Origin of the sequence: Streptomyces cucumeris (assembly GCF_024295805.1) — a bacterium.
GTDB lineage: Bacteria > Actinomycetota > Actinomycetes > Streptomycetales > Streptomycetaceae > Streptomyces > Streptomyces cucumeris.
Genome location: NZ_JANCLX010000027.1, coordinates 77,604 through 89,738, shown reverse-complemented (window position 1 = coordinate 89,738; position 12,135 = coordinate 77,604). Strand labels below are relative to the sequence as shown.

The window sequence follows — 12,135 nt, the reverse complement described above, 5'->3', positions numbered from 1 at the left end:
GCGCTAATATAACAGCGCTGCGACAATCAAGCCTCAGACTCACAGGCCACTGCGAACGGGCGAACATGGCACGCTAGCCTGACGATCATGGCGGACTGGGTGACTCGGCCGGCTTCGGTGGCGGACGTTGAGGCAGTGGCCGAGCTACGAGCCGTGGTGCTGCGATCGGATCTGGAGCGGCTCGGGCGCTATGAAGAGCAGCGGGTGCGGCAACGACTGCGGAACGGGTTCGCTCCGGCGCACACCTGGGTGATCGAGGTGGACGGCACGTTCGCGGGCTGCGTGTCGCTGCGCCCGGCCCAGGACGCCCATTGGCTGGAGCACTTCTACCTGGCCCCGCACCTGCAGGGAAGCGGCATCGGTACGGCCGTACTGCGTGAGCTCCTGGACCAGTGCGACCGCGACGGCACCCTGGTCCGGCTGAACGTGCTGCAGGGCAGTCCGGCCCGACGGCTGTACGAACGACACGGATTCACCCTCGAGACCGAGGATCCGGTGGACGTGTTCATGGTGCGCCAGCCGGCCTCGGCCGTGCGCACCGCATAGACGACGGGCCGCGAGACACTCGCCGCGATCGGCCTAACGGCGTTGCCATACGAGCGTGTAACGCCAGAACAACCGTCGGCGGAGCCGGGCGCCGGGCAGGATGCCACGAGCCTGGCGGGCGATGTCGGGAAAGCTCATCTCCGCCGGTCGGGTCCGGGCGGTCATCGAGAGCGGCCGGGGCGCGTGGCGGCCCTTGTTCTTGAACCAGCCCATGGCGAGGTTGAGCGGGATGGCCACGGCTCCGAGCAGATGGTCGACGGAAGTCGTCGGGCGGGCAAGGCCGACCACCACCAGTGTTCCGCCGGGTGCCAGATGGTCACGGAAGGCGGTGAGCGCGTCGGCGAAGGGCAGATGGTGGATGGTGGCGACGCAGGTGATGACGTCATAGGAGCCGTCGGGAATCCCGGTCAGCGCGTCAGCGACCGTGAAGGTGACGGGCGTTGCCGGATGGGTGAGCTCCTGGGCGTGAGCGCTGATCGCCGCATCGGAGTCGATTCCCCGTACCGTGGCGGCACGAGTGGCCAGGAGTCTGGCCAGATCACCGCTCCCGGAGCCGATGTCCAGGGCACTGTCGACGCGTCGGGGAAGTTGGCGCAGGATCCACCGGTGGTAATGGGCGTTGTGGTCCCAGGGGTGGGCGGCGTTGAACCGGTCAAGCGCCTGCAGGATGCGATCCGGAAGTCTTGTCATGGCGTCCAGTCCATCAAATCCCCGGAGGTTCCCACGCACGAGATTGGCCGGGCAGTCAGTCTGACGACGAGTGGTTGGCACAGTCGCGGCATTTGTGGCCACTGTGCCACCCACAGGGCGGAGCCGCCCCAGGTGGAAACGGCCACCTGCCTCAGGTGCAGTGTCGCAGCCTTCCCGGCCGCTCACAGTAGAAGCCCCTTGGCCCCTCCTGCTCTCCGACCCCGCCGCACAGGCATGGCGCCTCCCGTCCTTCGACCAGTCCGCTGCCGTTGAGGACGGACTTGCCGTCGAAGTGACGGCCGGTGAAGCCGAACAGGTGCGTTCCACGGCCCAGCCGCATCAGCCCGGCAACCACCTGCACCGCTGGAACCGGCAGTCCGCCGGACAGGAGCGGGACATGGAGGAAGAGGTTCTTCTTCTCCCGCGCCGCGGGGCCGGTCCACAGGGCAACCGTCACCGCTGCCTCGTCGTCCGGAGCCGGGGAACTGCCGCGCACGTAATACGGCCTGGCCACCGGTGCGGTCGTGTAGTGCCAGAGCGCAGCGGCGACGCCACACTGAGCCTGGGGCAGGCACCTTGGAGAGCAGGTCCATTGTTGATCCAGGACGGGCACTTCCACATTCTTCCATCGTGGGCATTCCTCCCGGCCGCGTAGACGTAGTGGCCGGGGCGCACGGCGGCAGCGATGGCACCGAGGCTCGACAGCCATCGCTGGTAAGTGCCGTCCGGGCCGGCGAGCGAGGCGGGGTTTCAGCAGGGGAAGGGCCTGCTCGGTGGCCATCAGACGGAATCCTCGACCGACGATCTCGTCGAGCACTCCTGTCCGCCGGCCATCGCTCCCTCGCCCTTGGACCGATGATCAGCCTCTGCCGCACCCGATACGGAACTGTCGTCAGAGGCTGATGTGGTACGCCTTCCGGAGCGTCTCGTGCACGGTCCAGGTGGTCCGGTCCCCCTCTCGCAGCACGCACGCGTCCCCCGGGCCCACGTCGAGGACGGAACCGCCCTCGATCTCGATCGTCGCCCGCCCGCTCACGACGACGAACAGCTCGTTGGCCTCGGTGTCGGTCACCACGCCCGGGGTGATCTGCCAGATGCCGCGCAGTTGCTTGCCGTCCGGGGATTCCCACAGCACCTTCCCGGTGACCACGGGGTCACCCGAGACGATCTGCTCGGGAGCGATGGGCTCCACTTCGAGCTCCACATCCGGAATGTGCACTGCGAACGACGCGACGGGGTTGTCCATGCCAGTCATAGCCGGTCAGAGTAGCTGCGCCGACTCCCCCACCGCTCGGCGGGTCCCGCGGCGCGTCGCGCTCAGTCGCCGGTGAACATGGAACGGCCGCTCTTCGTGGCCGCCGTGGGAACCTCCTCCTGCAACATGTCCCAGTGCTCGGCGATTTTGCTGTCCTCGATCCGGGCTCGTACCGGAAGTCGTCACCCAGGGCCGCGACGATACCCGCAGATGATCGCGCGTGTCGGGCATTTCGGGGTGGCGCCGAAGGCAGTTCTCGCTCCGGTACCGCTCGACAGCGCTGGTGTCACGGTTGATGAACAGGAGCCGTAGTCGGGGTGGCTCCGGCGCGGGCGAGGGCGCGATGTTCGGTGGGGCGGATACCGAGGGTGCGCTTGAAGGCCACGCTGAGGGCGTAGGCGTTGGCGTAACCGACCTGGCGGGAGATCGCGTCGGCAGTCGCGTCGGTGCCGGCCAGCAGGTCCGCGGCGCGGCAGATCCGCCACTCGGTGAGATACGCCATCGGCGGCTGCCCGAGGAGGTTGTGGAAGCGCTGCGCGAAGCGGGCACGGGACATGCCGGCCTCGGCGGCGAGCGATGCGACGGTCCACGGCCGGGCGAGGTCACCGTGGATGAGCTTCAGCGCCCGGCCCACGGCGGGGTCGCGATGCGCCCGGTACCAGGCAGGGGCGTGGGATTCGGGGCGGTCGAACCAGTCGCGGAGCGTGGACAGCAACAGCAGGTCGAGCAGCCGGTCGAGGATGACCTGCCGCCCAGGGACGTCCTTGCGCAATTCCGCTTCGATCATCGCGAGCGGGAGTGGGCGCCGCGGCGCCGCGGGCACCAGAGCGAGCCGGGGCAGGGCGGTCAGGACACGGTCACAGACCTGGCCCTGAACGGGATAGGCACTCCTGAGCAGGACCGCACCGGCCTCGGGGTCATCGAGGTCCGTGCACATGGCCAGGTCATCGGCGGTGACCGGGGTCCCGTCGGGTGCGGTGCAATGGTTGCCGGTGTGCTGGAAGACCATGGGCGCTCTGCCGGGCGTGTCCGCGACGTCGCAGGGCTGGGGCCCCACCAGAATCGCCACGTCACCCTGTCGTAGCGGCACGGCCTCCTCGCCGCCCGATGTCAGCCAGGCGTCGCCGCGGACCATCGTCAGCAGGGACAGCGGCGCCCCGTCACCGAAACGCACGGACCACGGAGGGGTCAGGGCCGACTGGTCGAAGAGCGCGCCGTGAGCGCGGATGTCCTGAAGCAGTCCGGACAACACATCATCCATGCCGTGCCAGCGTAGGAGCGTCCCGGAGGGCGATCCAGTCCGGATGAGACGGACGGACATCGAATCGATCGGATCAGCCATCGCCTGTGCCGCACCAAGGATGTGTGCTGGAGGCATGACGACAAACCTTTCCCACCTTCTCGTCCTCGGTGGTACCGGCAAGACCGGCCGCCGCGTCGCCGCCGCGCTGCGCCATCGCGGTCTGGAACCCGCCGTGGCCTCGCGGCGGGGCCCGGTCCGCTTCGACTGGGCCGACCGCGCCACCTGGCAGCCGGCGCTGACCGGCATCGACGCCGTCTACGTCGTCGACTCGCAGACCCCCGGCGCACCGGCTAAGGTCCGCGACTTCACCGCCGTCGCCGCCCGCGCCGGGGTCCGCCGACTGGTGCTGCTCTCCGCCCGGCCGTGGGGTGAGATGGGCGGTGACCACCTCGCCACCGAGGAGGCCGTGAGGGCTTCCGGTCTGCGGTGGACGATCTTGCGCCCCACCTGGTTCGCGCAGAACTTCACCGAGCTCGATTTCTTCGCCTCCCTCCTCGGCCAGCAGGGCGAGCTCCGGCTGCCCACCGGTGATGGCCGGGAGCCCTTCGTCGACCTCGACGACCTCGCCGACGTCGCGGCCGAGGCACTCACCGACGACCGGCACAGCGGGCAGACCTACGTCCTGTCGGGACCGCGTTCGCTGAGCTTCGCCGAGGCCGTCGGGGAGATCGCCCGCGCCACGGGTCGGCCCCTGCGCTTCGTCCCCGTGACCGAGGAGGCTTACCGCGCCGACCTGGTCGCCGCCGGATACGAGGACTCCGTGATCGACGAAGTGATCACCGTGCTCCGGCACATCCGCGAAGAGCGCGGAGCAACGGTCACCGATGGTGTGTACCAGGCGCTCGGCCGCTCGCCCCGCGATTTCTCCGCATACGTCACCCGCACCGACTTCGATGTCGCCTGACCGGACATGAAGTCCTCCGGCTCCCGGACCCCTGGCGTACGGCCCGTGGCGACGGGCGGTGCGTCAGCGGGTGGCGGGCACATGAGCCGTCAGCCCCTTGCGTCACCCGCACGCACTCGCCCGCGGCCCGTCTCACTCCCCACCGGCCGTGAGTACGTCCCGCACCCGAGTGACCTCCCACGGGGCGTCCTCCACGGGCCAGTTCGCGCTCAGCGCCTCGAGCAGGGCGCGATGGTCCTCGATGAACTCGTCGTACATCAGCCCCCATGCCGCCGCTGCTTGAACCTCCACCTCGGGGCAGCGCGCCGCGCGGACAAGCGCGACCACGGAGTTGGCTCCGGGAGACTCGTCCAGCAGTCCGAGAGCCCTGACGCGGTCGTCCAACGGCACGTTCGCATCGCAGGCGACATCTCCGAGTGCCTCGACGAGCCGTGGGTCCGCCTCCTCCGCGTCATGGAACACCTCTTCCACCGCATCGAAAGCCCGCTCGCGAACGTAAGCGCTCGCGGCGGTCGCCACGACCTCGGCCAGCAGGGACGGCTCTTCCGCTGCCACGAGGCGCAGCACCGACAGCGCGGTGAGATGGTTGGCCTCGGACCCGTAGTCACGGCTGAGTTCGGCCGGTGACGGAGGCTGACGCAGCACCTCCCGGACACGGTCCAGGACGAGTGTCCGCTCCGGTTCACGTGCTTCCTCACCGCCCCGCTTCACGGCGCCGTCCGGACTCCACCAGTGGTCGAGGGCGATGCCCACGGCCGCCTGATCGTCGCTCTCGAGCAGTGTGCGAAGCGCCTGGTGGTACGACTCGTCCACCGTGGGAGCCCTCAGCCGCTTGTGGGCGCGATTCAAGTCCGGGTCCGCCGGCCGATGGCCTTCCCAGTGGACGCTGTGCGGCTTGCCGAAGATCAGCTCGATGGGGTCCTGACCCCAGGGGTGCTGGGGTGGCCGGTCGCCCCAGCTCTCGGCGACCTCTTCCAAGGTGGCCCGGTGCCGGTCCAGACCTCCGGTCCTGACCAGGAAATAGGCCGCGTGGGCCTGTACCTTCGGCTCACCCTCATGGAGCGCCCGGAGAAGGATGTCGTCCGCCTCCGCGCCAAGGCTGTCGGCCAGGACACGGATCGCTGTCTCCTTCTGGAGGGAGAAGCCGACGGACGGGTCGAAGATCAGGTCGCTCAGGGCGGCGATGAGCCTCTCGTCCCGTACCTCGGCCTCGTCGAGCAGGCCGTAGGCCATCCAGACGGCGTCATGGCGCACCGCCTCCGAGTCCGTGCGCGCCAGAACGTCCACCAGGAGGTCGGCGTCGCCGGGCTCGGCGTGCCGCACCCCGATCATGTTCAGGGCACTCACCTCGGCGGGCGGCATGGGCCGACTGAGCACCTCACGCGCTCGGGCCAGTACCTCGGGCAGGTAGACCTCGATGCGTTCCTGGTCCTCCACGACATGACGCAGCCCCTCCGAGGACTCGTAGTGGTCGAGCGCGATCCCCACCGCGATGGGATTCTCACTGCGGAGCATGGTGGCGAACGCCTGCAGGCATCCCTCGTCGCTGAGCGGGAACCTCAACGCCTGGTGGGCCTCCCGGAGTTCCGGATCATCCAGCTCGGTGTCCTTCCAGTAGGTGCTGTGGAAGCCCTCGAGCGCTTCGCGGACCTGCTCGGCCCACCACCCCGCGGCCTCCGGCCAGGACCGCGCGAGACGGCTCACGCGGTCGCGGTGGACACGGAGCCGCAGGGGCGTCGCGAGACGAGCCGCCGCGCACATCTGGAGTTCCGGCTCGGGCGACTCGCTGACCCGGACGATGAGGTCCTCGATCCACCGGAAATCGACATCGTCGAGGGCGCGCAGGGCGGCCTTGCGATCCTCCACATCGAGGCCGTCGTCCAGCACCATGGCGGTGATCAGTGCGAACAGCCGCTGGTTCGGTTCCTCCCCGGCCGCGAGGGCGGTGCCGGAAGCGCGGAGCGCCATCTCCCGCACCTCGCCGTCCGGGGCGCCCGCGAGGGCGTCGGCGATCACGTCCGCGTCCGCCTGCGTGGCGAGATGCCACAGCACGGTGAGAGCGCTCGCGTGGCCGTGACCGGACGGAGGTTGCTCGAGGAGGTCTCGGGCGGCGGAGCGTATCTCGTCGGTCAGGGGCCGGTACGGGTTGTCCACTCCCCACCTGGTGTCCGCCTGTGCCTGCTGAAAGTCGTCCAGCGCTCCCCGGACGACATCGATGTCGTCGCTCTCCAGGCGGGCACCGAACTCCCTGAGCCGGGACTCCCCGTCGTCGCTCACGAGACCCCTTTCGTCGTCATTCCTTCAGGCTGTCAGAGTCCGGGCTCCGCCGAGCCGCGGATCCCCTGAGGAGCCCGCAAGCATCGTCCGGACACGCCGTAGGCGGTGGTGTGGTCGGCGCTCGCGGTGCGGTCGACTCCGCTCACATCGCCACATAGGTCAAGTCCTGCCATTCCACGAGAAAAAATGCAGTCGTGGAGCACACCGGGTATAAGGGAGAATCCCTCGGTTCACCTAAGTACCAGGAGAGTCATGCACAAGTGTCTGCCCATGCTCACGGTCTGTGTTGCGCTCGCCGCCATCGGCGCCTCGGCATGCGGATCGTCCGGGGACCGTGGATCGAGCGCCTCGGCGACACCGGCCGCCGCGGCCGAGCCCGCCTCGGCCGCCCCGTCCAGGAGCCCGTCGGCGGCCCCCTCTGAAGTGCGTGGGCTGACAGGGCTGTCGGCGAAGCTCTACCTCAGGACGATCCGGAAGCACTACCCGGATCTCGACCGCATCAGCGATGCCGTGCTGGTGGCACATGGCAACGCGTTCTGCGTCTCCTATGGGCAGGACCTCGTCGACCAGTTCAAGAAGACCAAGCGGGAACTCGAGCTCACCGGGAAGCAGACTTCGGGGATCTTCGGTGCCGCGCACGGCTCTTGCGGCAGGGACGATTTCGGGTGACCTCGGAGGACCAGGCTCGGGCGGTGCCGTCACGTTTCCCGAGGGCTTTCCGCGGTGATGCCCTCGTGCTCGGCGAGCGCGCTGCCCATCCGCCGGGTCCACGCGGGCGCCGCCAGGACAGCGACGATCGCGACCAGCACCCAGGTGCCCGAGACCACCGGAAACCACCGCGCCGCGCCCGAGGCCGGATACGGGAACACGCTGCGGTAGAGGGTGTATCCGAGGATCGCGAGTGCACCGAGCGGGAACACGATCTGCCAGGCGGCCACCGGCATCACGCGGCGGATGAACAGCAACCAGATCCCGCCGACCGTGGTCAACGCGTACGCCACCAGCAGGAGCAGGGTGCCCACTGTCCCGCTCCACAGAAAGGTGTCCATCGGCCGTGCGGAGAACACGGTGGCACAGACGACAATGATGAAGCCCATGACACCGGCGATCAGCGCGGCGGAGACGCCTGGGGTGCCGGTGGCCGAGAGGCGGCCCGGGCCGCGGTTGCCGGCCCCGTCACGAAAGAGTGTGTACGTCACCCGCGACGCGCCGACCATGGACGCCAGGCAACAGCCGAACGCACTGACCGTCGTACCAAGGGTGATGCAGTCGCCGACCCATGAGCCGACATAGGTTTCGCCGAGGTCGCCCAGCAGTGAGGAGGAGGCCGCGAAGGCCTCCAGCCCGGCCTTCCCGACCCCGAACCCCATCACCTCAACGGCCGTCACGAACGTGAAGTACAGGCCCCCGAAGACCGCGGTGGCCAGGATGGCGCGGGGAATGGCACGCCTGGGCTCGGCAGCCTCCTCCCCCAGGGTGGCCGCGGCCTCGAAGCCCGCGAAGGACAGGAAGCCGAACACCACACCGAGGAACAGCTCCGACCAGCTCGTACCCGGCTGGGGCCGGAAGACCTCAAGAGTGAAGCGCTGGCCTTCCGGCGCACTCCCTGCGATCAGTCGTACCAGCACGACGGTACTGACCACGAGGATGAGCGCTACGGTCACACCCTCGACGGTGAGGAGCACACGGGTGCCGCGCTTCGCCGGGGACACACTGAGCACCAGCGCTGCCACCAGGACGACCGCGACGAGGAGGAACGGGGACCACCAGACAGGGCGCTCCCACACACCGACGCCTTGCAGAAACGCGATCCCGAACACACCCGCTGCCGATGACGTCACCACGCCGAAGAGGATGTACGCGCCCAGCAGGCACCATCCGGCGACCAGTCCGGTCCGCGGTCCCAGAGCCGCCCCCACGAAGGCGTAGACCGATCCGGCGCTGTGGAAGTGCTGGCACAACCGCACGAACACATACGCCACGAGCAGTACCGTCACTCCCGCCAGGAGGAAGGCCAGCGGCACGGCCCGGCCGACCGAGCGCTCGGTTCCCTGCGGGTTGATGTTGGCGGCCATACTCGGTGCCATCAGCGCCATGGACAGACCGATCGCCTGCCAGGTGCTCAGGGTCCTCGGCAGTCGGGAACCCTGGGAGCCCGGGGAGCCCGGGGAAGCGTCCTCCCTCATATCTCCCTCCCGACCGTTCAGGAGGGCGCTCCGGCCAGGACTTCCACCGTGCCGGTATCGAGCGAGTAGTAGGCGCCGACCACGGCAAGGGCGCGCTTTTTCACCAGCGGGGCCAGGGCCTGATTGGAGCGCAGTTCGGCCGCGGTCAACCTGACCTGGGCGCGGGCCATGGTCTCCACCGGGTCGGCGCCGCGTTTGCGGACCGCGTACTCGTACGCCGGTTGCAGGGCTTTGACGATTGCCTGCAGGTTGCCGGGCAGCGGCTTGCCGTCGCGCAGGGAGGTGTACGCCGCCTTGATGGCGCCGCAGCGCTGGTGTCCGAGGACCACGATGAGTGGGGTGCCACTCGTCAGGGGTCCGTACTCGACCGAACCCGTGACCACCGGTCCGACGGCCTCACCGCCCGTGCGCATCACGTACAGGTCGCCGAGGCCGGTGTCGAAGAGCAGTTCTGGTGGGACTCGGGAGTCGATACACGCGAGGATCGCCCCGAAGGGCTCCTGCTTCTGGGCCACGAACTGACGCCGGGTCGGATCCCGGTCGGGGTGGTGAAGGTCTCCGCTGACCCAGCGCTCATTGCCTTTCATCAGTCTGGCGAACGCCGTGGCGGGCGTCGTCGGTCGCGCCGTCGGTGAAGCGCTGTTCCCCGAGGGGACGGGCCTCGTCGAGGAACACCCCGCAAGCGCGACCGTGCCGCCGGCCAGTCCGGCGACCAGCAGCGCTCTACGGTCCGGACGTCCAGCTCTGTCCATCGCTCGTTCCCCTCGGTGCCGCTCTCGGGCCAGCGCTTGAATCGTGACCGTCCGATTGTTCAGCGTGGGGTGGGTGAGCCGGTGGCAGGCGCATGCGAGCGCGGTCCGCATTGCTGCGGATGGCTCACAGAAACGGCTCCGCCGACGGGCCGCAGCCGCGGCCGCCGCCGAGGACTGGCGGAATGCCTAGCGACAGCGGTGAGATCATGCCGGAACAACGGCCAGGGAACACCCCAGACGAAAAGCTGGGCCTTCGCGCGTAGTCAGAGCCGGGCGGGGCGGCAGCGTTGCACCTGGGGAGGTCATCGCCGTCGCCCCACCCCACCTGAGCGCCGAAGCGGCCCGGCCGGGTCAGTCGGCGAGGTCGAGGCTGCTGTCGGGGATCCAGGAGCCGTGGAGTCCGGAGCTCACCCGCTGCGGCAGGTGGACGGTGGCGATCCGGTCGAGACCGGAGGCGTCGAGGACCAGCAGTTGCGAGGCGTCCTGCTTGATGTCGGAGATGACGGTCAGGAGGTAGCCGTCGTCTTCGTTGGTGGCTCCGGTCGCGGGCACGAACACCGCTTCGCTGGGCATACGGGCGTCGCCGACCTGGTGAATACGGCGGGCGCCGGTGGTGCGGTCGTACTTGACGACGCCGTAGCCGCCGAAGCCCTTCTCGTCGGGGAAGGAGATGGCGTACTGGTAGCGGTTCTCGGCGCCCAGATAGTCCTCGTTCAGGGTCGGGAACTCCACCGCGAGGTCGTCGGTGATCTGCTCGTCGACGGTACCGGCGGCCATGTCGACCACCCAGCGGCGGGTGTAGGAGCGTGCGACGGGCTCGGTGCCGCGCCCGGGGGCGCCGACCCACCAGTTCCAGGACAGCTGGAATCCCTCGCGGTCCACGGTGGGGCCTTCGAGGACGATACGGCCCTGGCCGTCCTCGAAGGCGTTGGCGACGTGCAGCATGTTGCCCGGCTCGATGGAGAACCAGCGGATGTGGCGGTCACCGTCCTCGCCGCGCGGCATGACACCGATGCGGGAGAGCTGCTGGTCGCTCCAGCTGTAGGGGATGCCGGACTGCTCGGCCGGGTCGAAGGTGACATTGCCCTCGACGAAGACCACGTGGTGGCGGGTCAGGGCGAAGTCGTGCTTGAGGGAAGCGGTCGCTCCCTCGACCTCGGCGCTGTGCACGATCTCGCCCTTGGCGTCGGCGACGTAGTACGTGAGGAACGGCGGGAAGGGCGAGGACCCGAAGAAGTGCAGCTCCCCGGTGGCCGGGTCTTCCTTGGGGTGCGCGGTCATCGCGCTGCGCAGCTTGCCGCGGAAGTCGTAGGCGCCGACCGTCTCCAGCTCCGGGGTGAGTTCGAAGGGGACGTTGGCCTCGCAGAGGGCGAGCAGGCGTCCGGCGTGTTCGATGACGTGGGTGCCGGCGGCGCTGGCGGTCAGATCGGGCCCGTGCTCGGTCATGTAGGGGGCGCCGTCGAGGGCGGGCGTGCGCACCCAGCGGTTGCGGTACCACTCCGCCCGGCCCTCACGCAGCCGGATCCCGTGCACCATGCCGCTGCCCTTGAACCAGTGCGTCGGGGTGACGCCGGGCTTGGGGTTGTGGCCATTGCGGATCAGCCGGCCGGACAGCTCCGGGGGAAGGGTGCCCTCCACGGTCAGCCCGGTGGCGGTGACCTCGTCGGCGACAGGGGTGAAGTGGCCGTTCAGGTACGGCTTCTCAGCGGTCATGGCGGAACCTCGTCTCGGTGGTGTGATGGGGAGTTGTCAGGCTGACTGTTCGGCACGGGCCTTGAGATGTCCCAGCCAGCTCTCCAGGGAGTCGTGGAGAGCCTTCGCCAGCTGGTCGACCGCGGCCTCGACCGGTGCGCCGCTCCAGGACTCCTCGGTGCGGACGGTGACCTGGTCGCCGTTCTGCTCGAAGGTCCACACGTGGATTCCGGCGATGCCGTCGGCGTCTCCGCCCCACACGATCCGCTCACCGGGAACCAGTTCGTACACGGTGGAGGTGATGCTGAGGCCGTGGGTCCGCCAGCTGAAGGAGGCGCCGGGGGCCAGCGGGCCATCGAGCTCGGCCTCGTCGATATCCGTGTTCCAGGTGGGCCAGGCCGCGATGTCGGTGTGCAGTTCCCACACCGTCGTGAGAGGGGCATCGATCACGGTGTCCAGGCGGACGATGACGGGGGCGGTCTCGTCGATGGTGGTCATGGCTGTGTCTCATTTCTCGATAGGTGTGAAGG

The 12,135-nt window shown here is 69.0% G+C and carries 12 protein-coding genes; 3 read left to right on the top strand and 9 right to left on the bottom strand.

Features of this window, described 5'->3' with window-relative positions; all coding sequences use genetic code 11:
• Nucleotides 1–87: 87 nt before the first annotated feature.
• The gene (locus NMK44_RS30710) at nucleotides 88–546 is read left to right on the top strand and encodes a GNAT family N-acetyltransferase (RefSeq protein ID WP_254749293.1); all 459 of its coding nucleotides are present in this window, start codon (nucleotides 88–90) and stop codon (nucleotides 544–546) included.
• Between the two features lie 33 nt (nucleotides 547–579).
• Here NMK44_RS30710 and NMK44_RS30705 read toward each other — a convergent pair whose 3' ends face one another.
• The 4 genes from NMK44_RS30705 to NMK44_RS30690 all read right to left on the bottom strand — a co-directional run bounded on the left by NMK44_RS30705 (nucleotide 580) and on the right by NMK44_RS30690 (nucleotide 3,752).
• Complete coding sequence (locus tag NMK44_RS30705; RefSeq protein ID WP_254749292.1) at nucleotides 580–1,236, bottom strand: class I SAM-dependent methyltransferase; 657 nt, start codon at nucleotides 1,234–1,236, stop codon at nucleotides 580–582.
• Nucleotides 1,237–1,387: 151 nt separating this feature from the next.
• On the bottom strand, nucleotides 1,388–1,750 hold the full coding sequence (locus NMK44_RS30700; protein ID WP_254749291.1) for a hypothetical protein: 363 nt from the start codon (nucleotides 1,748–1,750) through the stop codon (nucleotides 1,388–1,390).
• A 378-nt stretch (nucleotides 1,751–2,128) separates the two neighbouring features.
• Entirely contained in the window at nucleotides 2,129–2,491 is a 363-nt protein-coding gene (locus NMK44_RS30695; RefSeq protein WP_254749290.1) for a cupin domain-containing protein, read from the bottom strand.
• A 286-nt stretch (nucleotides 2,492–2,777) separates the two neighbouring features.
• Nucleotides 2,778–3,752, bottom strand: coding sequence for an AraC family transcriptional regulator (locus tag NMK44_RS30690; RefSeq protein WP_254749289.1), 975 nt, complete (start codon nucleotides 3,750–3,752; stop codon nucleotides 2,778–2,780).
• A 115-nt stretch (nucleotides 3,753–3,867) separates the two neighbouring features.
• Between NMK44_RS30690 and NMK44_RS30685 the strand changes: the two genes are divergently transcribed.
• On the top strand, nucleotides 3,868–4,698 hold the full coding sequence (locus NMK44_RS30685; protein WP_254749288.1) for an NAD(P)H-binding protein: 831 nt from the start codon (nucleotides 3,868–3,870) through the stop codon (nucleotides 4,696–4,698).
• A gap of 132 nt (nucleotides 4,699–4,830) precedes the next feature.
• On the opposite strand, the gene NMK44_RS30680 is transcribed toward NMK44_RS30685, so the two are convergent.
• Complete coding sequence (locus NMK44_RS30680) at nucleotides 4,831–6,975, bottom strand: amino acid adenylation domain-containing protein (RefSeq protein WP_254749287.1); 2,145 nt, start codon at nucleotides 6,973–6,975, stop codon at nucleotides 4,831–4,833.
• 252 nt (nucleotides 6,976–7,227) lie between these two features.
• On the opposite strand from NMK44_RS30680, the gene NMK44_RS30675 reads away from it, so the two are divergent.
• Nucleotides 7,228–7,644, top strand: a complete 417-nt coding sequence (locus NMK44_RS30675; RefSeq protein ID WP_254749286.1) for a hypothetical protein — start codon at nucleotides 7,228–7,230, stop codon at nucleotides 7,642–7,644.
• A gap of 29 nt (nucleotides 7,645–7,673) precedes the next feature.
• On the opposite strand, the gene NMK44_RS30670 is transcribed toward NMK44_RS30675, so the two are convergent.
• The 4 genes from NMK44_RS30670 to NMK44_RS30655 all read right to left on the bottom strand — a co-directional run bounded on the left by NMK44_RS30670 (nucleotide 7,674) and on the right by NMK44_RS30655 (nucleotide 12,103).
• A complete protein-coding gene (locus NMK44_RS30670; RefSeq protein ID WP_254749285.1) occupies nucleotides 7,674–9,161 on the bottom strand; it encodes an APC family permease in 1,488 nt (495 codons plus the stop codon).
• Nucleotides 9,162–9,178: 17 nt separating this feature from the next.
• Nucleotides 9,179–9,748 (bottom strand): carbonic anhydrase, encoded by a 570-nt coding sequence (locus tag NMK44_RS30665; protein WP_254749284.1) that lies wholly within the window; start codon nucleotides 9,746–9,748, stop codon nucleotides 9,179–9,181.
• Between the two features lie 516 nt (nucleotides 9,749–10,264).
• Nucleotides 10,265–11,626, bottom strand: coding sequence for a carotenoid oxygenase family protein (locus NMK44_RS30660; RefSeq protein WP_254749283.1), 1,362 nt, complete (start codon nucleotides 11,624–11,626; stop codon nucleotides 10,265–10,267).
• A gap of 36 nt (nucleotides 11,627–11,662) precedes the next feature.
• Nucleotides 11,663–12,103: an SRPBCC family protein gene (locus tag NMK44_RS30655; RefSeq protein ID WP_254749282.1), complete on the bottom strand. Its 441-nt coding sequence runs from the start codon at nucleotides 12,101–12,103 to the stop codon at nucleotides 11,663–11,665.
• Between the last annotated feature and the right edge of the window lie 32 nt (nucleotides 12,104–12,135).